This window comes from Micromonospora palythoicola, assembly GCF_036689795.1.
GTDB lineage: Bacteria > Actinomycetota > Actinomycetes > Mycobacteriales > Micromonosporaceae > Micromonospora > Micromonospora palythoicola.
In genome coordinates this window covers 15,922-37,812 of the sequence record NZ_JBAGKI010000015.1, presented here as the reverse complement: position 1 = coordinate 37,812, position 21,891 = coordinate 15,922, and the positions used below count along the sequence as shown (strand labels likewise).

23 protein-coding genes and 1 riboswitch are annotated in these 21,891 nt (G+C 72.4%); of the genes, 17 read left to right on the top strand and 6 right to left on the bottom strand.

Annotated elements, in window-relative coordinates; translation table 11 throughout:
• Positions 1-4 precede the first annotated feature (4 nt).
• Positions 5-580 carry a DUF4870 domain-containing protein gene (locus tag V5O40_RS09385; protein WP_332905108.1) on the bottom strand — a complete coding sequence of 192 codons (576 nt, stop codon included), beginning with the start codon at positions 578-580 and terminating at the stop codon, positions 5-7.
• Positions 581-791: 211 nt separating this feature from the next.
• Here V5O40_RS09385 and hrcA point away from each other — a divergent pair, with 211 nt between their 5' ends.
• The 11 genes from hrcA to V5O40_RS09330 all read left to right on the top strand — a co-directional run bounded on the left by hrcA (position 792) and on the right by V5O40_RS09330 (position 11,251).
• Positions 792-1,814 (top strand): heat-inducible transcriptional repressor HrcA, encoded by a 1,023-nt coding sequence (gene hrcA, locus V5O40_RS09380; protein WP_269737790.1) that lies wholly within the window; start codon positions 792-794, stop codon positions 1,812-1,814.
• A gap of 73 nt (positions 1,815-1,887) precedes the next feature.
• The gene (dnaJ, locus tag V5O40_RS09375) at positions 1,888-3,033 is read left to right on the top strand and encodes a molecular chaperone DnaJ (protein WP_269737789.1); all 1,146 of its coding nucleotides are present in this window, start codon (positions 1,888-1,890) and stop codon (positions 3,031-3,033) included.
• Position 3,034: 1 nt separating this feature from the next.
• Positions 3,035-3,769, top strand: coding sequence for a 16S rRNA (uracil(1498)-N(3))-methyltransferase (locus V5O40_RS09370; RefSeq protein ID WP_332905107.1), 735 nt, complete (start codon positions 3,035-3,037; stop codon positions 3,767-3,769).
• A 45-nt stretch (positions 3,770-3,814) separates the two neighbouring features.
• Positions 3,815-4,174, top strand: a complete 360-nt coding sequence (locus V5O40_RS09365) for a histidine triad nucleotide-binding protein (protein ID WP_164449415.1) — start codon at positions 3,815-3,817, stop codon at positions 4,172-4,174.
• The gene (locus V5O40_RS09360; RefSeq protein WP_332905106.1) at positions 4,171-5,559 is read left to right on the top strand and encodes a serine hydrolase domain-containing protein; all 1,389 of its coding nucleotides are present in this window, start codon (positions 4,171-4,173) and stop codon (positions 5,557-5,559) included. Before V5O40_RS09365 ends, V5O40_RS09360 begins: the two co-directional genes overlap by 4 nt.
• A 183-nt stretch (positions 5,560-5,742) precedes the next feature.
• Entirely contained in the window at positions 5,743-6,795 is a 1,053-nt protein-coding gene (locus V5O40_RS09355; RefSeq protein ID WP_332905105.1) for a PhoH family protein, read from the top strand.
• A gap of 15 nt (positions 6,796-6,810) precedes the next feature.
• Entirely contained in the window at positions 6,811-7,284 is a 474-nt protein-coding gene (gene ybeY, locus V5O40_RS09350; RefSeq protein WP_203996152.1) for an rRNA maturation RNase YbeY, read from the top strand.
• Positions 7,284-8,666: a hemolysin family protein gene (locus tag V5O40_RS09345; protein ID WP_408631847.1), complete on the top strand. Its 1,383-nt coding sequence runs from the start codon at positions 7,284-7,286 to the stop codon at positions 8,664-8,666. Before ybeY ends, V5O40_RS09345 begins: the two co-directional genes overlap by 1 nt.
• Positions 8,659-9,036, top strand: a complete 378-nt coding sequence (locus tag V5O40_RS09340; protein WP_332905104.1) for a cytidine deaminase — start codon at positions 8,659-8,661, stop codon at positions 9,034-9,036. Before V5O40_RS09345 ends, V5O40_RS09340 begins: the two co-directional genes overlap by 8 nt.
• A gap of 22 nt (positions 9,037-9,058) precedes the next feature.
• Positions 9,059-9,946: a GTPase Era gene (gene era / locus V5O40_RS09335; RefSeq protein WP_332905103.1), complete on the top strand. Its 888-nt coding sequence runs from the start codon at positions 9,059-9,061 to the stop codon at positions 9,944-9,946.
• Positions 9,947-10,117: 171 nt separating this feature from the next.
• Complete coding sequence (locus tag V5O40_RS09330; protein WP_332905102.1) at positions 10,118-11,251, top strand: acyltransferase family protein; 1,134 nt, start codon at positions 10,118-10,120, stop codon at positions 11,249-11,251.
• Here the strand turns inward: V5O40_RS09330 and V5O40_RS09325 are convergent.
• On the bottom strand, positions 11,238-12,089 hold the full coding sequence (locus V5O40_RS09325; RefSeq protein WP_332905101.1) for a DUF4097 family beta strand repeat-containing protein: 852 nt from the start codon (positions 12,087-12,089) through the stop codon (positions 11,238-11,240). The genes V5O40_RS09330 and V5O40_RS09325 overlap by 14 nt on opposite strands.
• A 126-nt stretch (positions 12,090-12,215) precedes the next feature.
• On the opposite strand from V5O40_RS09325, the gene recO reads away from it, so the two are divergent.
• From recO to V5O40_RS09310, 3 genes are all read left to right on the top strand, one after another.
• A complete protein-coding gene (gene recO / locus V5O40_RS09320) occupies positions 12,216-13,097 on the top strand; it encodes a DNA repair protein RecO (RefSeq protein WP_332905100.1) in 882 nt (293 codons plus the stop codon).
• 32 nt (positions 13,098-13,129) lie between these two features.
• Complete coding sequence (locus V5O40_RS09315; protein WP_332905164.1) at positions 13,130-13,906, top strand: isoprenyl transferase; 777 nt, start codon at positions 13,130-13,132, stop codon at positions 13,904-13,906.
• Positions 13,907-14,019: 113 nt separating this feature from the next.
• Positions 14,020-14,205, top strand: a complete 186-nt coding sequence (locus tag V5O40_RS09310) for a hypothetical protein (RefSeq protein ID WP_164449425.1) — start codon at positions 14,020-14,022, stop codon at positions 14,203-14,205.
• 101 nt (positions 14,206-14,306) lie between these two features.
• Here the strand turns inward: V5O40_RS09310 and gndA are convergent, their stop codons facing one another.
• Positions 14,307-15,752: an NADP-dependent phosphogluconate dehydrogenase gene (gene gndA / locus V5O40_RS09305; RefSeq protein ID WP_332905099.1), complete on the bottom strand. Its 1,446-nt coding sequence runs from the start codon at positions 15,750-15,752 to the stop codon at positions 14,307-14,309.
• A 402-nt stretch (positions 15,753-16,154) separates the two neighbouring features.
• Between gndA and V5O40_RS09300 the strand changes: the two genes are divergently transcribed.
• Complete coding sequence (locus V5O40_RS09300) at positions 16,155-16,382, top strand: hypothetical protein (RefSeq protein WP_332905098.1); 228 nt, start codon at positions 16,155-16,157, stop codon at positions 16,380-16,382.
• Between the two features lie 168 nt (positions 16,383-16,550).
• Here the strand turns inward: V5O40_RS09300 and V5O40_RS09295 are convergent, their stop codons facing one another.
• The 3 genes from V5O40_RS09295 to V5O40_RS09285 all read right to left on the bottom strand — a co-directional run bounded on the left by V5O40_RS09295 (position 16,551) and on the right by V5O40_RS09285 (position 19,475).
• Positions 16,551-17,351, bottom strand: coding sequence for an energy-coupling factor transporter transmembrane component T family protein (locus V5O40_RS09295; protein ID WP_332905097.1), 801 nt, complete (start codon positions 17,349-17,351; stop codon positions 16,551-16,553).
• Positions 17,348-18,787, bottom strand: a complete 1,440-nt coding sequence (locus tag V5O40_RS09290; protein WP_332905096.1) for an ABC transporter ATP-binding protein — start codon at positions 18,785-18,787, stop codon at positions 17,348-17,350. Before V5O40_RS09290 ends, V5O40_RS09295 begins: the two co-directional genes overlap by 4 nt.
• Positions 18,788-18,884: 97 nt before the next feature.
• Positions 18,885-19,475 carry an ECF transporter S component gene (locus V5O40_RS09285; protein WP_332905095.1) on the bottom strand — a complete coding sequence of 197 codons (591 nt, stop codon included), beginning with the start codon at positions 19,473-19,475 and terminating at the stop codon, positions 18,885-18,887.
• 72 nt (positions 19,476-19,547) lie between these two features.
• Positions 19,548-19,653: riboswitch (TPP riboswitch) on the bottom strand.
• Between the two features lie 332 nt (positions 19,654-19,985).
• On the opposite strand from V5O40_RS09285, the gene V5O40_RS09280 reads away from it, so the two are divergent.
• Both V5O40_RS09280 and V5O40_RS09275 read left to right on the top strand, forming a co-directional pair.
• The gene (locus V5O40_RS09280; protein ID WP_332905163.1) at positions 19,986-20,927 is read left to right on the top strand and encodes a permease; all 942 of its coding nucleotides are present in this window, start codon (positions 19,986-19,988) and stop codon (positions 20,925-20,927) included.
• A complete protein-coding gene (locus V5O40_RS09275; RefSeq protein ID WP_332905094.1) occupies positions 20,924-21,829 on the top strand; it encodes a TIGR03943 family putative permease subunit in 906 nt (301 codons plus the stop codon). Before V5O40_RS09280 ends, V5O40_RS09275 begins: the two co-directional genes overlap by 4 nt.
• The last annotated feature ends 62 nt before the right edge of the window (positions 21,830-21,891 follow it).

Below are 21,891 nucleotides of genomic sequence, written 5' to 3'. Positions count from 1 at the left end.
GCGGTCAGCGCTTCACGAAGGCGTAGGTCATCGGGTACTGGTAGAGCACACCCTCATTGGCCTTCACCCCGCCGATGATGCCGAAGATCAGTGGCACGATCGCGACGATGATCGGCACGAAGAACAGGATGCCGCAGGTGATCGTGGCGAGCACCCAGCTCAGCACCCCGACGACCGCCCAGGTGAGCTGGAAGTTCAGCGCGGCCACCGAGTGCGCCCGGGCGATCGGGGACTGCTGCCCGCGGACCATCATCGCGATCAGCGGTGCCACCCAGCCGAAGAGCCCGCCGCCGACGACCACGCCGAGCGGGCCGCCGAAGTGTGCGATCAGCACCCAGGTCTTGTCCTCGTTGTTGGCGTAGCCACCACCGGGAGCGCCGTAGCCTCCCGTCGGGTAGCCGACACCGGGTGCTCCCGGCGGCGGATAACCGCCGGGTGGGGGGTAGCCGGCCGGCGGCGGCTGGTCGCCGGTGGGGGGTGGATAGCCGCCGGGCGGGGGATAGCCGCCCTGGCCAGGCGAACCGGACAGTGGTGTCGTGGGTTCGTCGCCGGAGTCCGGGGGACGAGGTGGTTCAGTCATGGAGGCCACGGTAGGTGCCAGCGGCAACGGTGCACCAGAGCGACACCGGCGAGTGTCAACCCGCCGATCGGCTCGATGACGACAGGTGCTGACTTGATCATCGCGTGGACGGGGGCGCCGACGTAGACTGGCACTCGCTACAGTCGAGTGCCAGAGTGTTCCTCTGGCGGTCGTGACGCCGCGAGCTGACCTGCGACAGGAGGTGGCAAGGATGGGTCTGGACGACCGGAAGCTCGCCGTGCTCCGGGCGATCGTCGAGGACTACGTCGCCACCCAGGAGCCGGTCGGCAGCAAGTCGCTCGTCGAGCGGCACCAGCTCGGTGTCTCACCGGCCACCGTTCGCAACGACATGGCCGTGCTGGAGGAGGAGGGCTACATCCGCCAGCCGCACACCAGCGCGGGGCGGGTGCCCACCGACCGTGGCTACCGCCTCTTCGTCGACCGGTTGAGCCGGGTCAAGCCGCTCAGCCCGGCCGAACGCCGGGCGATCGAGCGCTTCCTGGCCGGTGCCGTGGATCTCGACGACGTGGTGCACCGCACGGTGCGGCTGCTGGCGCAGCTGACCCGGCAGGTCGCCGTCGTGCAGTATCCGAGCCTGGCCCGGTCCCGGGTGCGTCACCTGGAACTGGTGCCGATCTCCACCACCCGGCTGATGCTGGTGATGATCGCCGACACCGGCCGGGTCGAGCAGCGGCTGGTCGAGCTGCCCGCACCGGTCCCCGCCGACGACGTGCTGGACCTGCGCCGGCTGGTGAACGAGAAACTGGTGGGCGTCCGCCTGTCGGAGACCCCGCCGCTGGTGCAGACCCTCATCGACGACTGCGCGCCGCACCTGCGCCCGGCGATGACCACCCTGTCCACGGTGCTGCTGGAGACCCTGGTCGAACGGCACGAGGAGCGGCTGGCCCTGGCCGGCACCGCCAACCTCGCCCGGGGCGGCCTGCTCGACTTCCAGGGCTCGCTGCGTCCGATCCTCGAAGCACTTGAGGAGGAGGTCGTGCTGCTCAAGCTCATCGGCGAGGTGGAGCCGAGCACCCTGCGGGTGCGCATCGGCGACGAGAACGAGTACGACAACCTGCGGGCGGCCTCCGTGGTCAGCACCGGGTACGGCCCGGGCGCGACCATCGTCGGGGGGATGGGCGTGCTCGGACCGACCCGGATGGACTACCCCGGAACCATCGCCACGGTGAGGGCCGTGGCACGCTACGTGGGCGAGCTGCTGGCCCAGAACTGACAAGTCAGGGCCGACGGCAGGCTGCCGCCGCCGAACGGCGTAACTCGAGACGAACACGAGGACACGGAACGCAGTGGCCAGGGACTACTACGGCATTCTCGGCGTGAGCAAGGGTGCCTCCGACGACGAGATCAAGCGCGCCTATCGCAAGCTGGCGCGCCAGTTCCATCCGGACGTGAATCCGGATCCGGAGGCACAGGAGAAGTTCAAGGACATCAACGCCGCGTACGAGGTCCTCTCGGACGATCGGAAACGGCAGATCGTCGACCTGGGCGGGGACCCGCTGGCACCCGGTGGGGGCGGGCCCGGCGGTCCGGGCGGCCCCGGCGGAGCCGGACCCTTCGTCGGCTTCCAGGACATCATGGACGCGTTCTTCGGTGGCGCCACCGGCGCCGGACGCGGCCCGCGTCCGCGTACCCGCCCCGGTGCCGACGCGATCCTGCGACTGGAGCTGGACCTCCAGGAGACGGCCTTCGGTGTCGAGGCGCCGATCACCGTCGACACCGCCGTGCTCTGCACCACCTGCTCCGGCGCCGGCACCGCCGCCGGCACCCACCTGGCCACCTGCGAGGCGTGCGGCGGGCGGGGCGAGGTGCAGTCGGTGCAACGCACCTTTCTCGGCCAGGTGGTCTCCGCCCGGCCCTGCACCGTCTGCCAGGGCTACGGCACCACCATCCCGCAGCCCTGCCCGACCTGCGCCGGTGACGGCCGGGTCCGCACCCGCCGGTCGCTGACCGTCAAGATCCCCGCCGGGGTGGAGGACGGCATGCGGATCCGCCTGGCCCAGCAGGGCGAGGTCGGCCCGGGCGGCGGCACCGCCGGTGACCTCTACGTGGAGATCCACGAACGGCCGCACGACGTCTTCTCCCGCAAGGGCGACGACCTGCACTGCCGGGTCACCGTGCCGATGACCGCCGCCGCGCTCGGCACCCGGCTGACCATCAAGACGCTCGACAGCGAGGAACCGGTCGACGTCAAGCCGGGCACCCAGCCGGGCAGCACCCTGCGGCTGCGGGCCCGGGGCGTACCGCACCTGCGTGGCACCGGGCGGGGCGACCTCTACGTCCACCTGGACGTGCGTACCCCCACCAAGCTCGACGCCGACCAGGAGCGGATGCTGCGCGAGTTCGCCAAGACCCGAGGCGAGGAGGTCGCCGAGCTGACCAAGCAGGGTGGCTTCTTCTCCCGGATGCGCGACGCCTTCAACGGCCACGCCTGACGTGTCCGCCCCGCTGTTCCTGGTCGAGTCGCTGCCCACCGCCGCCTCGACGGTGCTGGACGGCCCGGAGGGCCACCACGCCGCCACCGTGCAGCGGCTGCGCGTCGGCGAGCAGGTGTTGCTCGCCGACGGTCGGGGCGGCACCGCCACCGCCGTGGTCACCGCCGTCGGCCGGGGCACCCTCGACCTCGACGTGACCGACCGGGGGTACGTCGACGCGGCGAACCCCCGCCTGGTGGTGGTCCAGGGCATCGCCAAGGGCGACCGGGGCGAGCTGGCCGTGCAGTCGATGACCGAGGCGGGCGTGGACGAGATAGTCCCCTGGGCGGCGGGCCGCTCGGTGGTGCAGTGGCGCGGCGAGCGGGGCGTACGGGCCCGGGGCAGGTGGCTCGCCACCAGCCGGGAGGCGACGAAGCAGGCCCGGCGGGCGTGGCTGCCGGTGGTGGCGGGCGCGCCGGACGAGAGCACCGCGTCGGTGACGCGCCGGATCGCCGGGGCGGCCGCCGGGTACGTGCTGCACGAGGAGGCGACCGACCGACTCACCACCGTCGAGCTGCCCGACCACGGCGAGATCGTGCTGGTGGTGGGCCCGGAGGGCGGCATCACCCCGGCCGAGCTGTCGGCCTTCCAGGAAGCCGGTGCCCGACCGGTGCGGCTCGGCCCGTCGGTGCTACGCACCTCCACCGCGGGCGTGGCCGCCCTGGCGGTCCTCGCCACCCGTCTGCTGCGCTGGTGAGCCGCGCGGCGACGGCGCCGAGCGTTTCTTCCTTACACTGCCCGGATGGGAAGCGACTGTCTGTTCTGCCGCATCGTCGCCGGCGAGATTCCGGCCACCGTGGTCCGCGAGACGCCCACCACGCTCGCCTTCCGCGACATCGACCCGAAGGCGCCGGTGCACGTGCTCGTCGTGCCCAAGGAGCACTACGCGGACGTGGCCACCCTCGGGCAGGGTGATCCGGCGTTGGCCGGCGAGGTGCTGGCCACGGCCGCCGCGGTGGCCGAGGACGAGGGCCTGCTCGGCGACGGGTTCCGGCTGATGTTCAACACCGGGGCGTACGGCGGCCAGGAGGTCTTCCACGTGCACGCGCACGTGCTCGGCGGTGCCCCACTCGGCCCGATGCTGGCCCGGAGCCTCGGATGACCTCCGCCGCCGGCGACACCTCCGCCGCCGGTCGGCTGGAGCGGATGGTGCGGCAGGTCCAGGCGCAGGCCCGGGTGCCGGCGGTCTCGGCGGCGGTGCACCGCGCCGACCGACCGTTGTGGACCTGCACCGCCGGCGGCACCGGAAACGACACGGCGCTGGACGAGCAGACCCGGTTCCGGATCGGCTCGGTGACCAAGACCTTCACCGCCGTGCTGGTCCTGCAGTGCCGCGACGACGGGCTGCTCGACCTCGACGACCCGCTGCACCGGCACCTCGACCTGCCGGCGCACGGCGAGCTGACCGTACGCCGGTTGCTGTCGCACACCGCCGGCCTGCAACGCGAACCGTACGGCGACGTCTGGGACACGCTGCGCGCGCCGGACACCGACCAGCTGATCAACGAGCTGGCCCGGGCCGAGCGGGTGCTGCCGACCGGCCGCCGCTACCACTACTCGAATCTCGGCATGGCGCTGCTCGGCCACCTGGTCGGGCGGGTACGCGGCGGCAGCTGGGTGGAGGTGCTGACCGAGCGGGTGCTGACCCCGCTCGGGCTCACCGCCACCACTGCCGCTCCGGGGCCACGTGCCGCGACCGGGTTCCTGGTCGACGCGTACTCCGACGAGGCGCATCCGGAGCCGCCAACCGACTTCGGCGCGGTGGGCCCGGCCGCGCAACTGTGGAGCACGGCGACCGACATGGCCCGCTGGGCCGCCTTCCTGGCCGACCCGGCGGCGTTGGACGCCGCGGGTCGGGTGCTCGCCCCGGCCACGCTCGACGAGATGCGCTGGCCGGTGACGGTCACCGACGAGGCGGTGTGGGCCGGCGGGTTCGGTCTCGGCCTGATCCTGGTGCCGCAGGGGGAGCGGGTGGTGCACGTCGGGCACGACGGGGCGATGCCCGGCTTCCTCGCCGGGGCGTACGGCCGCCGGGGCGGCGAGGGCACGCCCGGGGCGTTCGGCGCCGCCGTGCTGGGCTCCTCCGGCACCGCCGTCGAGCTGCTGGAGCTGCCGCACCGGCTGCTCGCCGCCGCGGTCGAGCACGATCCGGCCGACATCGACCCGTGGCGGCCGGGCGATCCGGCGCCGCCCGATCTGCGCGGGCTGCTCGGCCGCTGGTGGGGCGAGGGCTTCGAGTACGTCTTCTCGTGGCACGAGGGGGCCCTGCGGGCCCGTGGTGCCGGTGACCCGCCGGGAAAGCCGCCAGCGGTGTTCGCCCCGGTGCCGGACCAGCCGGACGTGCTGCGTACGGTCTCCGGCCGGGAGAACGGCGAGCTGCTCCGGCTCACCCGGGACGCGGCCGGCGTGGTGGTCCGGATGCACTGGGCGACCTACCGGTTCACCCGCCGCCAGGAGACCTTCGACGGCTTCGACTTCCGCGGCTGACCCGGGCGGTTCGCTGGACGGAATGCCCTTTTTCGCCCGTTCCGGCCGGAGCGTCGAAGCGGTGGAAATGGGCAGCGTGTCCGCGCCGTTGACCCGATACGATGGAGGCAACGTCCGCACGCCGTGCCACGGGCCCGGCATCGAGATCGAGAGCAGGTGGCGCAGGGCCCTCGGGCCCGACCTATGACCGGCACCCCACCTCCCGGCCCGCCCCGGGTGCAGACCAGGATCACGGTCCCCGATTCGAAGATCATGGTCAACCTGCTCGGCGCGGGTGACGAGATCCTGCGACTGGTCGAGCGCTCGGTGAACAGTGACGTGCACGTGCGTGGCAACGAGATCACCATCACCGGCGCTCCCGCCGACAACGCCCTCGCCGAGCGGCTCTTCAGTGAGCTGCTCGAACTCATCGAGAAAGGCGAGACCCTGACCACCGATGCCGTCCGGCGTACCGTCGGCATGCTCGAACAGGGTGGTACGGAGCGGCCCGCCGAGGTCCTGACCCTCAACATCCTGTCCCGGCGTGGGCGCACCATCCGGCCCAAGACCCTGGGACAGAAGCGCTACGTCGACGCGATCGACGGGCACACCATCGTCTTCGGCATCGGCCCGGCGGGTACCGGCAAGACCTACCTCGCCATGGCCAAGGCGGTGCAGTCGTTGCAGGCCAAGCAGATCAACCGGATCATCCTGACCCGGCCGGCGGTCGAAGCGGGGGAGCGACTCGGGTTCCTGCCCGGCACCCTCAACGAGAAGATCGACCCCTACCTGCGCCCGCTCTACGACGCCCTGCACGACATGCTCGACCCGGAGACCATCCCGAAGCTGATGGCCGCCGGCACGATCGAGGTCGCCCCCCTGGCATACATGAGGGGAAGGACGCTTAATGACGCGTTCATCATTCTCGACGAGGCGCAGAACACCACGCCCGAGCAGATGAAGATGTTCCTCACCCGGCTCGGCTTCGGCTCCAAGATCGTGGTGACCGGCGATGTCACCCAGGTCGACCTGCCCGGTGGGACGACGAGCGGGCTGCGGGTCGTCCGGGACATCCTGGCCGGGGTCGAGGACGTGCACTTCGCGCAGTTGTCCAGCGCCGACGTGGTCCGCCACCGACTGGTCGGTGAGATCGTCGACGCGTACGCGCGGTGGGACGCCGAGAACCAGCAGGCACAGGGCGTGCACGCGGTGTCCGGGCGGAGCGCCCAGGGCAACCGCGGCGGCCGGCGCCGCTAGACCGAGGGAAGACAGTTGTCCATCGAGATCGCCAACGAGTCCGGTGCCGAGGTCGACACCGACGCCGTGCTCGCCGTCGCCCGGCACGCGCTCGACGAGATGGGGGTCAACCCGCTCGCCGAACTGTCCGTGTTGCTGGTGGACGTGGACTACATGACCGAGCTGAACCATCGCTGGATGGGTGGCGACGGTCCGACCGACGTGCTGGCCTTTCCCATGGACGAGGGCAGCGTCGACCACGGGCCGGGTGAGAGCGCCGCCGCCGGTGGTGAGCCGGCGCTGCTCGGCGACATCGTGCTCTGCCCGGAGGTGGCCGCGAAGCAGGCCGCGACCGCCGGGCACCGCACCGCCGACGAGTTGCACCTGCTCACCGTGCACGGTGTACTGCACCTGCTCGGCTACGACCACGCCGAACCGGAGGAGGAGCGGGAGATGTTCGGGCTCCAGGCCCGGTTGCTGGCGAGCTGGCGGTCGGCCCGCTCCCGGTGATGGAAACTGCGCTGGCCGCGTCCGCCACCGGCCTACCCGACCTGCAACTGCTCGTGTTCGCTGCCGGGCTGGTGGTGCTCGCCGGCCTGATCGCGATGACCGAGGCCGCCCTGGCCGCGGTCTCGCCGGCCCGGGCGGCCGAACTGGCCCGCGAGGGGATCCGGGGTGCGCGCACCCTCCAGACGGTCGCCGGTGACGTGGTCCGGCACCTCAATCTGCTGCTGTTGCTCCGGCTGCTCGCCGAACTGACCGCCACCACGCTGGTGGCGCTGGTGGCGGTGGACACATTCGGCGCGGGCTGGCGGGCGGCGCTGGTCACCGCCGGGGCGATGACCGTGGTCAGCTTCGTCGTGGTCGGCGTCGGTCCGCGCACCATCGGCCGGCAGCACGCGTACGCGGTGGGCCGCGCGGCGGCACCGTTGGTGCGCTGGCTGGGCCGGGTGCTCAACCCGCTGGCGTCCCTGCTGATCCTGATCGGTAACGCGGTCACCCCGGGCCGTGGCTTCCGGGAGGGGCCGTTCGCGACCCAGGTCGAGCTGCGGGAGCTGGTCGACCTGGCCGAGCAGCGGGGCGTGGTGGAACACGGCGAGCGGCAGATGATCCATTCGGTCTTCGCGCTCGGTGACACCATCGCCCGCGAGGTGATGGTGCCGCGTACCGAGATGGTGTGGATCGAGTCGGGCAAGAATCTGTCCCAGGCGCTCGCGCTGTTCCTGCGCTCCGGCTTCTCCCGGATCCCGGTGATCGGCGAGAGCGTCGACGACGTGCTCGGCATCCTCTACCTCAAGGACCTGATCCGGCGTACCCAGGGCGGGGCCGCCGAGGACCATCAGCTGCCGGTGGCCGAGCTGATGCGGCCGGCGACCTTCGTGCCGGAGTCCAAGCCCGTCGACGACCTGTTGTCGGAGATGCAGGCCGCCCGCAACCACCTGGTCATCGTGGTCGACGAGTACGGCGGCACCGGCGGCCTGGTCACCATCGAGGACATCCTCGAGGAGATCGTCGGGGAGATCACCGACGAGTACGACGTCGAGCGCCCGCCGGTCGAGCAGTTGCCCGACGGTGCGGTGCGGGTCACCGCCCGGCTGCCGGTCGAGGATCTCGGCGAGCTGTTCGACACCGAGCTGCCGCACGACGAGGTGGAGACCGTGGGTGGGCTGCTCGCCCAGGCCCTGGGGCGGGTGCCGATTCCGGGGGCGCAGGTCGAGGTGGCCGGGCTGCGACTGGTCGCCGAGGGCACCACCGGTCGCCGTAACCGGATCGACACCGTGCTGGTGCGCCGGGTGGAGCCGACCGACACGCAGCACGACCCGGGTGGGACGCCGACCGTGGCCCGCTCCGACACCGACCGATCCGAGGAGAGGCAGCCCGCCGATGCCTGAGTCACCCGCCGTACCGGCCGTCCGGTCCAGTGGCACCGAACTGAGCGCCGAGGACGGCAAGCTGGTCGTCCTCGCCCGGGGGGCCCGGGGACGGGTGGGCGCGGTGGAGGGCGCCGCGGTCCGGGACCAGGACGGCCGGACGTACGCGGCGGCCAGCGTGTCGCTGCCCTCGCTGACCATCACCGCGCTGCAACTGGCGGTCGCCTCGGCGGCTGCGGCGGGTGCCACCCGGCTGGAGGCCGCGGTGGTGGTGACCGAGGCGTCCACCCTGGACGGAGCCGGCTACGCGGCGGTGCGTGATTTGGCCGCCGACGCGCCGGTGCACCTGGCCGGGCCGGACGGCACGGTGCTCGGCACGGTGACCGAGTGAACGGGCGCGGCGGAGTGCGGGCATGACCGAGCGCTCCTACCGGGCGGGGTTCGCGTGTTTCGTCGGCCGGCCCAACGCCGGCAAGTCCACGTTGACCAACGCCATCGTCGGGCAGAAGATCGCGATCACGTCGAACAAGCCGCAGACCACCCGGCACGTGATCCGGGCGGTGCTGCACCGACCCGATTCGCAGCTCGTGCTGGTCGACACCCCGGGGCTGCACCGTCCCCGCACCCTGCTGGGCGAGCGGCTCAACGATCTGGTGCGGCAGACCTGGAGCGAGGTCGACGTGATCGGCCTCTGCATTCCGGCCGACGAGCCGATCGGCCGGGGCGACCGGTTCATCACCGGCGAGTTGGCCGAGCTGAAGGCGACCGTGCTGGCGGTGGTCACCAAGACCGACCTGGTCGATCGCAAGCGGCTGGCCGAGCAGCTGCTGGCGGTCAGTGAGCTGGGGGATTTCGCGGAGGTCGTGCCGGTCAGCGCGGTCTCCGGGCACCAGGTCGACACGCTTGTGGAGGTGATGACCCGCTATCTGCCCGAGTCGCCGCAGCTGTACCCGGACGACATGCTCACCGACGACCCGGAGCAGGTGCTGGTGGCGGAGCTGATCCGGGAGGCCGCGCTGGAGGGCGTCCGGGACGAGTTGCCGCACTCGATCGCCGTGGTGGTGGAGGAGATGCTCCCGGAGGGTCGGCTGACGAAGATCTACGCCGACGTGTACGTGGAGCGGCCGAGTCAGAAGGCGATCGTCATCGGGCATCGGGGTGCGCGGCTCAAGGGGGTCGGCACCGCCGCCCGACGGCAGATCGAGGAACTGCTGGGTACGAAGGTCTACCTCGATCTGCACGTACGTGTGGCCAAGGATTGGCAGCGCGACCCGAAGCAGTTGCGCAAACTCGGGTTCTGAACCGATCCGGCGGTATCGAGGAAGCGGGCGAACGGCCTCGGATCGTATGATCGGCATCGGTCAGGCATATGCGGATTTTCACGATCCCGGTGGGTCTCTGGCTGTTTTGTCGGCGGTCGGCGGAGGGTAGGTAGGCAACCGCCTCCGCGCCCCCGACACAGATGCAGGCTGATGCGAAACAGATACCTGGACCTGCTGCGCGCTCTGGCCATCGTGCGGGTGGTCGTCTACCACGTCACCGGCTGGGGATCGCTTACGCTGGTGTTCCCGGCGATGTCGGTGATGTTCGCGCTGGCTGGTTCGTTGATGGCCGCGTCCCTGGCGGCGTCCGGACCGGCGGCGGTCGGCCGGCGACTGCGGCGGCTGCTGCCGTCGCTGTGGGTGGTCGCGGTGGTCTTCGTGCCGGCGATGCTGCTCACCGGGCTGCCGCTCACCCCGGCGGTGCTGCTCTGGCTGTTCCCGGTGGCCGACCCGCCGGCGAACTACTGGGGCGCGCTGGCGTTGAGCCCGATCTGGTACCTGCGTGACTACCTGTGGTTCGTGCTCGCCTCCCCGGTCGCGCTGTGGCTGTTCCGGCGGTTCCCGCTACCCACCCTGCTCGCTCCGTACTGCCTGCTGCTGGTCATCGAGCTGGGCATCTATCAGAACCCGCCGGTCGTGCTGCGCCACTTCGGGCTCTACTTCGGGGCGTGGCTGCTGGGTTTCGCCCACCAGAGCGGGCTGCTGCGCCGCCTGAGCGGCTGGATTCTGGTGCCGACCGCGCTGGCGCTGGCGGCGGTGGGCGGCGCGTGGATCCTGACCCATCAGGGTCCGCGCGGCCACGACCTCAACGACATTCCGCTCGGCAACGCGCTCTGGTCGGCCGCGTTCATCCTGGTGGCCCTGGGCCGGGCACCGGCGACCGCCGCCTGGGTGGACCGGAACGCGCTGGTCGGTCGGGCGGTCACCGTGCTGAACCGGCGGGCCTTGACGGTCTACCTGTGGCACATGGCGTTCGTGGTCGCACTCACCCCGCTGGTCGACGTGGTCGGCTGGTCGCATCAGGATCTGCTGGGCCTGGCGGTCCGGGTTGCCCTGGTCTTCCTGCTGGTCGGCCTGGTCACGGCGGTGGTGGGATGGGTCGAGGACGTCGCGGCGCGACGCCCGCCGGAGCTGGTGCCCGGTGGCCGTCGCCCAACGTCACGCCCCGTCCGCCGGCACGCGGAGTCCCGCGCCGACGAGGATCACGAGGCGGGTGCCGGGCCGCCGGTCCCGGTCCCGGTCCCGCGACAGCGCGGCCGGGACGGGGACGTCATCGCACGGTGACGGTGATGTTGCCGCTGCCGGTGCGCAGGTCGAGCACCGATGCGGCGGACGGGTCGTGCGTCACACCCAGGTCGGTCCGGCCGGAGCCGACCCTCGATCGGACCTGGTACCCGCCCTTCGGCACGGTCAGCTCGACGTTGCCGCTCGACGCGTGCGCCCGCACGGAGGCCGGCTTGTCCAGTTCGAGGGTGACGTTGCCGGACTTGGCCTCCGCGTCCACGCTGCCGCCGAGCCGGCTTGCCGTCACATTTCCGGAGGAGGCCCGCACCACGACGGGGGCGCTCACGTCGTACACCTCGACGTTGCCCGAGCCGGTCTCCACCCGTACCGCGTCGGTTGCCGAGGCCACCCGTACGTCGCCGGAGCCGACCTTGAGATCCACCTGGCCGACCCGGCTCAGGTCGACGTTCCCGGAGCCGGTCTCGCCTCGTACGCTCACCCCCTCGCCGACCGTCACCTCGTAGGAGACGCTGCACCGGGGGCCGCAGGAGGTGTCCAGCACCAGCTCGGCGCCCCTGACCTCGTACGTCGCGTCCGGCTGGTCACCCTGGTAGCGCACCACGCGCTTGACGCGTACCCCGTCCGCCGCGCCGTCGGCGCGGACCACCACGTCGCCGGCGCCGGGCAGCACCTGGATCGCGGTGATCGGGGCGGACTCGGTGGTGTCGAAGTCCAGCCGCCGGTACGACAGTTTGTCGCACCCGACCAGGACGATGAGGGCGGTGGTCGCGGCGACCGCGATGGCGCTCCGGCGTCCGGCGCGCCCCCACCGCGCGGTGGATCGGCGCACTGCGGTGGCGGTGGGTCGGGGGGCGGCGCTGGTCCGGTAGGAAGCCATGCCGAGCACGCTACGACCGGTGCGACCGGCCGCGCATCCGGGTTCGTCGGCACGGCGACCCCGAGCGGACCCTGAATTCCGACCCGGGGTCGGACCTGATTTCGAGCCGGAGGGGAGAATGGCGCGATGGCCGGGTACCGCCGACAGCTCTACCGCGACGACGCGGTGGTGCTGCGTGTGCAGAAGCTCGGCGAGTCCGACCGGATCATCACCCTGCTCACCCGGCGACACGGCCGGCTCCGGGCGGTCGCCCGCGGGGTGCGCCGGACCACGTCGAAGTTCGGCGCCCGGTTGGAGCCCTTCGGGCACGTCGACCTGCAACTGGCCGGTGACCCCAAGGGGGAGTTGGGCAGTTCGCTGCACACCGTCAGCCAGGTCGAGGGGATCGACCTGTACGGCAAACGGTTCCTGGGCGACTATCCCCGCTACACCGCGGCCAGCGCGATCGCCGAGACCGCCGAGCGCCTCACCCCGGTCGAGCGGGAACCGTCGTTGCGCCTGTTCCAGCTCACCCTGGGCGCGCTGCGGGCCCTCGCCGACGGCGAGCACGCCACCACGCTGGTGCTCGACGCGTACCTGCTGCGCGGGATGGCGCTGGCGGGCTGGGCACCGGCGTTGACGGCCTGTGCGGTCTGCGGCACCCCCGGCCGGCACCGGGCGTTCTCGGTGCCGGCCGGGGGAGCGGTCTGCCCGGACTGTCGACCACCGGGAGCCGCCCATCCGGCCCCGGCCACCATCGACCTGATGTCGGCGCTCACCGTCGGTGACTGGCGGGTCGCCGATGCCACCGAGAACGGGGTACGCCGGGAGTGCAGCGGCCTGGTCGCGGCGCACCTGCAGTGGCACCTGGAACGCGCGCTACGCTCGCTGCCGCTGGTGGACCGGGGTGGGCTGCCGTCGGCACCCGGCGCGCGGCGATCGAGCGACGGCGGCATGGTCGCCCCCGCCGGTGCAGTGCTGCCGCCCGACCGGGCGTCACAGGACGTGAGCAGGGAGAAGACCGAGTGATCCGATCGTCGAGGGCCGGGCGGCGCGAGCCGGTGCCGCCGACACCGCACCCGTCGGGAGCCCGACCGCCAGCGCTGCCGTCCGAGGCGGTGCCCCGCCACGTCGCCGTGGTGATGGACGGCAACGGTCGGTGGGCCAAGGAGCGCGGCCTGCCCCGCACCAAGGGCCACGAGGCGGGGGAGTTCTCCCTCTTCGACACCGTCGAGGGCGCCATCGAACTGGGTATCCCGTACCTGTCGGCGTACGCCTTCTCGACGGAGAACTGGCGCCGCTCCCCGGATGAGGTGCGGTTCCTGATGGGCTTCAACCGGGACGTCATCCGCCGCCGCCGGGATCAACTGGTCGACCTCGGGGTGCGGGTGGTGTGGTCCGGTCGGGCCGGACGGCTGTGGAAGAGCGTCATCGGCGAGTTGCAGACCGCCGAGGAGATGTCCCGCGGCAACTCGACGCTGACCCTGCAGTTCTGCGTGAACTACGGCGGGCAGGCGGAGATCGCCGACGCGGCCGCCGCGATCGCCCGGGACGTGGCCGCCGGCCGGCTCGATCCGGCCAAGGTCACCGAGAAGACGGTCGGGCGGTACCTCTACCACCCCGAGGTGCCCGAGGTGGACCTGTTCCTGCGGCCCTCCGGCGAGCAGCGGACCTCGAACTTCCTGCTCTGGCAGAGCGCCTACGCCGAGCTGATCTTCCTGGACACGCTCTGGCCCGACTTCGACCGCCGCCACCTGTGGTACGCCTGCGAGCTGTACGCCCAGCGTGACCGTCGGTTCGGTGGCGCGCTGCCCAATCCCGTGGCCCCGACGACCTGAGGTCCGTGGCCCCGACCACGTCGGCGCCGGGTGGTTCCGGCCACCCGGGCGCATAGCGGGCGGCCACGCTGGGTATGACCGCTGGCAGCAGCCACTGACGGAGGTGAACCCATATGATCCGCAAGCGCATCGGGCAGTGGGCGGTGATGGCCATCGCGGTACCGGTCGCCGCCGCCGGAGCCCGGAAACTGAGCCACACGCTGGAGTCTCGGCGTGGCCCCAACCGGGCCACCCGACTGCTCAACAAGGGCGCCGACCTGATCCGCCCCAAGCAGGCCAAGCGCCGCCGCTTCTTCTGACGGCGACCGGCGCGACCGGTAGCCCCGCAATACGGCATCTCGCGGTATCCCTCGACGGGATACCGCGAGATGCGGTGTCTCGGGAGATGCCGGCGCCGAGGTCAGGCCTCGACCTCGGCACGGTCGGGGGTGGCCCAGAGGGTGTGGAACGAGCCGTCCCGGTCGACCCGGCGGTAGGTGTGCGCGCCGAAGTTGTCGCGCAGCCCCTGGATCAGTGCGGCCGGCAGCCGGTCCGCCCGCAGCGCGTCGAAGTAGGCGAGCGACGAGGCGAACGCGGGCGCCGGCACACCCGCCCGGGCCGACTCGGCCACCACCCGTCGCCAGCTCGGCACGCCGTCGCGCACGGTGTCGGCGAACCACGGTGCCACCAGCAGGGTCGGCAGCTCCGGCTGCTCGTCGTACGCCTGCCTGATCCGGTCCAGGAACCGGGCCCGGATGATGCAGCCGCCGCGCCAGATCGTCGCCGTGCCGCCCAGGTCGATGCCCCAGTCGTACTCGGCGCTGCCGGCACGGATCTGGTCGAAGCCCTGGGCGTACGCGACGATCTTCGAGGCCAGCAGCGCCCGGCGTACGTCCTCGATGAACGCCTCGCGGTCGCTGACCTGCCACTTCTCGCCGCTGCCGGTGAAGGCCCGCTGCGCGGCCTCGCGCTGACCGACGTGCCCGGACAGCGACCGGGCGAAGGTGGCCTCGGCGATGCCGGTGATCGGAATGCCCAGATCGAGGGCGATCTGGACGGTCCAGCGGCCGGTGCCCTTCTGCTCGGCCCGATCCTGCACCACGTCCACGAACGCCTGCCCGGTGGCGGCGTCGGTGTGCGCCAGCACGTCGGCGGTGATCTCGATCAGGAACGACTCCAGCTCACCGGAGTTCCACTCCCGGAAGATCTGCGCGATCTCCGCCGGCTCCGCCCCCAGCCCGGCCCGCAGCAGGTCGTACGCCTCGGCGATGAGCTGCATGTCGGCGTACTCGACGCCGTTGTGGACCATCTTGACGAAGTGCCCGGCGCCGTCCGGCCCGACGTGCTGGCAGCAGGGCACGCCGTCGACCTGCGCGGCGATCTTCTCGAAGATCGGTCCGAGTTTCCGGTACGACTCGGCCGAGCCGCCCGGCATGATGCTCGGCCCCCACAGCGCGCCCTCCTCGCCACCGGAGACACCGGTGCCGACGAAGTGCAGGCCGTGTGCCCGCAGCGCCTCCTCGCGGCGGCGGGTGTCGGCGAAGTGCGCGTTGCCGCAGTCGATGATGATGTCGCCCGCCTCCAGCAGCGGCACCAACTCGTCGATCACCGCGTCGGTGGGCCCGCCCGCCTTGACCATGATGATCACCGCGCGGGGCCGCTCCAGCGCGGCGACGAAGTCCGCCAGGGACTCCGTCGGGACGAAGGTGCCCTCGTCGCCGTGCTCCGCCACCAGCGACCGGGTCCGCTCCGGCGAGCGGTTGTGCAACGCCACGGTGAACCCGTTGCGGGCCAGGTTGCGGGCCAGGTTGCGGCCCATCACCGCCAGCCCGGTCACACCGATCTGCGCCGTAGCCCGATCCGCCATCCTCGTCGCCACCTTCCGCCGTCTGCCTGTAGTGCTGCGACGGTATCGCGGCCCCCGGGCGCCGTGCGCCGTCCCCCCACCGCTGGTCATCAGGTGGTCGCGTAGCGCACCACGACCCCGCGCGGAGCGGTGACGTTAATTCGGCTGCGCCGACCTCGGCTGGGCGATAACGTGCGGGCATGCGCTACTGACGCCCTCTTTCCCGAGCCGGGTTCGCCGCTGTCGTGCCGCGACCCGTGCGCTCCCGGGCGTCCGCGTGTGTCCACCCGCCATCGGCGATGGCGTCCTCCGTGGTCGGTCCCGGGGCAGCAGTCCCATCCGTCCCCGACCGCCCAGGTGGCGGTCCTCACGACGCGGCCGACCGACCGGCCAACCGGTCGCCGGCCGAGCGAGGAGGCACAGATGCCCGCCAAGCGCAGCTCCCGGAAATCCCGTCCCGACCGCCACTCGGCGGAACTGGCCGCCGTCACGCCGGCGAACCTGGGCGACGTCGCGATCGCGCCGGTTCCCACCCTGCCGACCGGGCGGCCCGCCGCCCCCAAGGCGGGGCCACCGGCCACCGGTGCCTCCGGTGTCGGACGGGGCCAGCGGACCGGCCAGGTCCGCCGCTACGCCTTCCGGCGTAGCTGACGGGCCGGCGCGAGGGCCGGGTGCGCGTCGCTGAGCGCACTCGGCCCGTCGCCTGCCCGCGTCGCGGCGTTCAGGTCGGCCGGCGGCAGGTCGGGAACGGACAGTCGAGCGCCGGGGGCACCTCGGTGCCGGCGGCGCTTCGATCCGGTCGGGGGTGGCGGTGGCGCGTCAGCCGACCAGCGGGCGGAAGGTGCCGAGCGCCACGCTGACGGCCAGCGCGGCCCCGGCGGTCGCCGTCGCGCCGACGACGAGCAGCCAGTCGGCCGCCACGAACCGCTGGCGGCGGGCGACCGTGCGCGGCACGCCGCTGTCGAAGCCTCGGGCGTCCATCGCCACGGCGAGCCGGGTGCCCCGCCGGATCGCCCCGACCAGCAGGGTGAACGCCGTCGAGACGAACAGCCGCAGCCGGGCCACCGGATCGCGGCCTGCCTCGACTCCGCGCGCCCGGCGCGCAACGGTGATCATCTGCCACTCCTGACCGAGCAGCGGCACCAACCGGAACGCCGCCAGTGCCCCGATGGCGAACCGGGCCGGCACCTTGGCGTTCTGCACAAGTGCGTCGGCCAGGTCGGTCGGGTCGGTGGTGGCGAAGACGATCACACCGGGCAGCGCCACCGCGAACAGCCGCAGCACCAGACCGAGCGCGGTGACCAGTACGCCCGAGGTCACCACGATCGGCCCCGCGTCGAGCAGTACGCGGCCCGACCGGTCGGCGGCGAAGAGCACCAGCGTGACCAGGATGCCGCCCGCGGCGGCCAGCAGTGGCCAGGCCCGTCGGGCCAGCAGCCCGGGGTGCACCCCGAACAGCGGCAGCACCGCCAACTCCACCGCGATCGCGATGGCCGGAGTGACCGGGTCCAGCGTGGTCATCAGCGGAAACGCGAAAAGCATCGCCGCCGCCAGCTTGGCCACCGGATTGCGCCGGGCCAGCGGCGCGCCCGGCCGGGCGATCGGCTCCAGGCTGATCATCGCGGCACCGGGTCGGCGTCGGGTGGCGTGAGGGTGAGCGTGCGGTCGGCCAGCGCGGCCACGAACTCGGCGTCGTGGGTGACGGCGACCAGGCCGTGGCCGGCGTCGCGCAGGTCGGCGAGGAGATCCACGAGTTCCCGCCAGGTGCGCCGGTCCTGGCCGAAGGTGGGTTCGTCGCAGATCAGCAGGCGGGGCGCGGTGGCCAGGGCGGTTGCCACACTCAGCCGCCGCGCCTCGCCACCGGAGAGGGTGTACGGGTTGGCGGCGGCGAGCCGGTCCAGCCGCAACCGATCCAGCAGCTGCGCCACCCGGTCGTGGACCGTCGGCTCGGGCACCCCGGTCCGCCGCGGCCCCAGGGCCAGTTCGTCGAAGACCGTGCCGGTGACGAACTGGTGCTCTGGATTCTGGAACACCGACCCGATCCGGCGGGTCAGCGCCGGCGCCCGCCACCGGTGCGGCGCGGTCCGCGAGTCCACACCGGCCAGTTCCGGGCCCGCCGCCAGCCGCCCGGTGCCGGGCCGGAGGAGTCCACCGAGCAGCAGCGCCAGGGTGGACTTGCCGGCGCCGTTGCGACCGAGCACGGCGAGCGCCTCACCGGCGCGTACGGCCAGGTCGGTGGGGGACAGCCGGGGCGGCTGACCGAGCCGCTCGGCGGTGAGCAGCACCTCACCGGCCGGACCGGCGGCCCGGCGCGGCGGGATCGTGCGGCCGGGCACCCAGACTCCCGCTGCGGCGAGGGCGTCACCGTGCGCGGCGAAGACCGCCTCCGGCGGGCCGTCGGCGCGGATCCCGCCGCCGGGTTCGAGCACCACCACCCGGTCGACCAGGGGCAGCGCCTCGGCCACCCGGTGTTCGATCAGGATCAGGGTGGTGTCGGCGTCCACCGCCCGGGCGAGCGCGGCGCGGATCAGGGCGGCACCGGTCGGGTCGAGGTTGGCGGTGGGTTCGTCCAGCAGCAGCAGACCGGGACGCAGCGCCAGTACGCCGGCGAGGGCGAGGCGCTGCTGTTCGCCGCCGGAGAGCGCCGCGGTGGGCCGGTCCCGGTGGTACGGGAAGCCGACCCGGCCCAGTGCCTCGTCGACCCGGTGCCAGATCTGTCCGGTCGGCACGCCCCGGTTCTCCAGCCCGAACGCCACGTCGTCGCCGCTGCGGGCCATGACGAGCTGGGACTGCGGGTCCTGGAAGACGATGCCGACCCCCTCGCGGGCCTCGCCGACCGGCCGGCCGTCGATCTCGATGGTGCCCTCGTGCTCCCCGGAGTCCTCGGGCAGCAGCCCGGCCAACGCCGCCAGCAGGGTGCTCTTACCGGCCCCCGACGCCCCGAGCAGCAGCACCTTCTCACCGCGCTCCACCCGCAGATCGACCCCACGTACCGCCCAGCCACGCCTCCCGGCATGCCGCCACCCGAATCCCCGCACCCATACCCCCGCACCCATCCCTCCCTCCTTTCTCCCGGTGGATCATGAGGTTGACGATTGCTGTGGAGATCGGAGTTGCCGCCAACCTCATGATCAACGTGAATGGGTTCCGAGGTCAGACGAGGGGGCGTTCGCGGGCGGCGGGGAAGCGGTCGAGGACCCCGGTGCGGGTGAGGGCGCGGGTGAGGGCGTGGGCCCCGGCGCCGGCGATGACGGTGGCGCTGACGATGGTGAGCGCGGCGTAGGGCAGGCGGTAGGTGGCGATGTCGCGTTCGGCGTTCCAGTAGACGAAGTCGAAGATCGCCGCGCTCAGGCCGGTCAGCGCGCCGGCCAGCAGGGCGGCCGGCAGCCGGTACGAGCGGTACCGGAAGGCGGCGAAGGCCAGCTCGGCACCGAGGCCCTGCATCAGCCCCTGCAACAGGACGATGGTGCCCCACTGGCTACCGAGCAGGGCGGAGATGACCGCCGCCAGCAGCTCGCAGTACAGCGACGCGCCGGGCTTGCGGATGACCAGGCCGCCGAGGACGGCCGGCACCAGCCAGACCCCGTAGATGAGCGTCTGCGCCGGCGGGAAGAAGCTGAAGGCGCCCTCGGTGGCGCTCCACACCACGCCCCAGGCCCAGAAGATGACGCCGAAGGCGACCGCGATGACCGATGCCACCACGATGTCGATGGTGCGCCAGCGGTTGCTGTCAGTTGTCTGCACGATGATTGCTCCCAGTCCGGATGCGAACCAGGCAAGACGCACGCCCCGCCCGGCGGCGCCGGACGGTGGCGGGCTGGAGGTGGACCGAACTCCCTGCGCTGGCATTACCCAGATCAGGTACGGAGGGTCTGCGGGCGGACCCGCACTCTCAGCGCTGTGCGCTCCCCTGTCGGAGGTGTTGTCTGTCCCGCCGACGCTAACACCATGGAAGATCCACCGGCAATGTGATCCACCCAGGTCACGACGGGTGTTCGCGTACGGCTGGTCCGGTCGGCCGGGGACGCGGGTGCGGCCGGCCAAATCTGTGACATCCATCGACGTCATCCGCGCCGGACGGTAATCTCAGTCCGCAGATCCGCCACGGCCGAAGGGTGACGGGTGACCATAGACACTGACCGGGCCGTCCCGGGCGAACCGGAGCCCCGATCCTCGGCCGGGGGCGTCGACACCGAAACCCGCCCACCGGAGCCTGCCGGCGACGAGCCGCCCCGGCGCTGGCTCGGCGACCGGATCGGCTCGGTGGAGGTCCTGGCGGCGCTGCTGATCATCCTGATCATCTTTCGGGAGCCGATCGCCGCCGCCCTGGACGATCCCCGCATCCAGACCTGGACCACGGTCTTCGTCTCGATCATGGTGCAGGCGGTGCCGTTCCTGGTCTTCGGCGTGCTGCTCTCCGCCGTGATCGCGGTCTTCGTACCCCGCTCGTTCTGGGCGAAGGCGCTGCCCCGACACCCGGCACTGGCGGTACCGGCGGCCAGCGCGGCCGGGGTGGTGCTGCCGGGCTGCGAGTGCGGTTCGGTGCCGATCGCCGGGTCACTGATCCGGCGCGGTGTCACGCCGGCCGCCGCGTTGGCGTTCCTGCTCGCCGCCCCGGCCGTCAACCCGATCGTGCTCACCGCCACCGCGGTCGCCTTCCCGAACAACCCCGAGATGGTGCTCGCCCGGGGCGTCGCCAGCCTGATCGTCGCCATGATCATGGGTTGGCTCTGGCTGCGGCTCGGGCGTACCGAATGGATCAGGATGCCGCGTCGTCCGGAACTGGACGACGCGTCCCGGGGCCGGGCCTTCTGGGCCGCGGTCCGCCACGACGTGACGCACGCCGGTGGTTTCCTGGTGCTTGGCGCGATGGCCGCCGCCAGCATCAACGTGCTGGTGCCGGAGCGGTGGTTGCAGACCCTGGCCGACAACGCGTGGTTGTCGATCCTGGCGCTGGCGTTGCTCGCCGTGCTGCTCTCGCTCTGCTCGGAGGCCGACGCCTTCGTCGCGGCCTCGCTCTCCCAGTTCTCGCTCACGTCCCGACTGGTCTTCCTGGTGGTGGGACCGATGGTCGATCTCAAGCTGATCTCGATGCAGGCCGGTGTCTTCGGTCGCCGCTTCGCCTTCCGGTTCGCACCGACCACCTTCGTGGTGGCCCTGCTGGTCGCCGCCGGCGCCGGGACGGTGCTGCTGTGAACCGGCAGGCGCAGGCGGTGATCCTGCTGCTGCTCGGCGGTGCGGTGATCCGGGCCAGCGTCACCGACCTCTACCTGCGCTACGTCAAGGAAGGGCTGCGTCCCTTCCTGATCGCCGCCGGTCTGCTGCTGGTCGCCGCCGCGATCATGACCCTCTGGTACGAGCTGCGCCCCGCGGCCCCCCGCGTGCTGGCCCCGGCTCGTGATCCCGATGGCGCTCCCGCCGGTGGCGACGGTGCCGCCGTCGGCGGCGGCGTCCCGGCCGGCGGCAGTGTCCCGGCCGGCGGCAGTGTCCCGATCAGCGGCAGTGTCCCGGCCGGCGGCAGCGTCGACGTCCCGGACGTCGGCGCCGGCGGCCCGGCGAACGGGCCCGCCGACGGGCACGACGGACACGGGCATGCCCATCACGAGCCACGGGTCGGTTGGCTGCTGATCCTGCCCGTGCTCGGCCTGCTGCTGGTCGCCCCGCCGGCCCTCGGCTCGTACGCGGCGGGCCAGGCAGGCACCGCGCTGAGCAGCCAACAGCAGTCGGACTACCCGCCGTTGCCGGAGGGCGACCCGGTGCAGGTCAGCGTCCTGGACTACGCCTCGCGGGCGCTGTTCGACCGGGGCACGTCGATCGGCGACCGGCGGGTGCAGCTCACCGGCTTCATCGTCACCGGCGCGGACGGCCAGCCGATCCTGGCCCGGATGGTGCTGTCCTGCTGCGCCGCCGACGGCCGCCCGGTCAAGCTCGGGTTGACCGGCGACGTGCCGGCCGGGTTGCCCGACGACAGCTGGGTGGAGGTGATCGGCCGCTACAGCGACCGGCTCGGCCGGGACCCGGTCAACGACGCCGAGATCCCCTACCTCGAGGTCGAGTCCTGGCGGCAGGTGCCCGTCCCCAAACGCCCGTACGACTGACCCGCGTCACCCCCTGCGAGATTCGGTGCCGCTGCCGGCTTGACCATGACGCTGCGTCAGCC

What these genes read in the sequence shown, in the direction of transcription:
- era (WP_332905103.1), top strand. Translation starts at nt 9,059, where the DNA reads ATGACCGAGCGCTCCTACCGGGCGGGGTTCGCGTGTTTCGTCGGCCGG.
- V5O40_RS09355 (WP_332905105.1), top strand. Translation starts at nt 5,743, where the DNA reads ATGACCGGCACCCCACCTCCCGGCCCGCCCCGGGTGCAGACCAGGATC.
- V5O40_RS09325 (WP_332905101.1), bottom strand. Translation starts at nt 12,089, where the DNA reads ATGGCTTCCTACCGGACCAGCGCCGCCCCCCGACCCACCGCCACCGCA.
- V5O40_RS09330 (WP_332905102.1), top strand. Translation starts at nt 10,118, where the DNA reads ATGCGAAACAGATACCTGGACCTGCTGCGCGCTCTGGCCATCGTGCGG.
- V5O40_RS09300 (WP_332905098.1), top strand. Translation starts at nt 16,155, where the DNA reads ATGCCCGCCAAGCGCAGCTCCCGGAAATCCCGTCCCGACCGCCACTCG.
- V5O40_RS09345 (WP_408631847.1), top strand. Translation starts at nt 7,284, where the DNA reads ATGGAAACTGCGCTGGCCGCGTCCGCCACCGGCCTACCCGACCTGCAA.
- recO (WP_332905100.1), top strand. Translation starts at nt 12,216, where the DNA reads ATGGCCGGGTACCGCCGACAGCTCTACCGCGACGACGCGGTGGTGCTG.
- V5O40_RS09295 (WP_332905097.1), bottom strand. Translation starts at nt 17,351, where the DNA reads ATGATCAGCCTGGAGCCGATCGCCCGGCCGGGCGCGCCGCTGGCCCGG.
- V5O40_RS09365 (WP_164449415.1), top strand. Translation starts at nt 3,815, where the DNA reads ATGGGAAGCGACTGTCTGTTCTGCCGCATCGTCGCCGGCGAGATTCCG.
- hrcA (WP_269737790.1), top strand. Translation starts at nt 792, where the DNA reads ATGGGTCTGGACGACCGGAAGCTCGCCGTGCTCCGGGCGATCGTCGAG.
- gndA (WP_332905099.1), bottom strand. Translation starts at nt 15,752, where the DNA reads ATGGCGGATCGGGCTACGGCGCAGATCGGTGTGACCGGGCTGGCGGTG.
- V5O40_RS09385 (WP_332905108.1), bottom strand. Translation starts at nt 580, where the DNA reads ATGACTGAACCACCTCGTCCCCCGGACTCCGGCGACGAACCCACGACA.
- V5O40_RS09340 (WP_332905104.1), top strand. Translation starts at nt 8,659, where the DNA reads ATGCCTGAGTCACCCGCCGTACCGGCCGTCCGGTCCAGTGGCACCGAA.
- V5O40_RS09290 (WP_332905096.1), bottom strand. Translation starts at nt 18,787, where the DNA reads ATGGGTGCGGGGGTATGGGTGCGGGGATTCGGGTGGCGGCATGCCGGG.
- V5O40_RS09360 (WP_332905106.1), top strand. Translation starts at nt 4,171, where the DNA reads ATGACCTCCGCCGCCGGCGACACCTCCGCCGCCGGTCGGCTGGAGCGG.
- V5O40_RS09310 (WP_164449425.1), top strand. Translation starts at nt 14,020, where the DNA reads ATGATCCGCAAGCGCATCGGGCAGTGGGCGGTGATGGCCATCGCGGTA.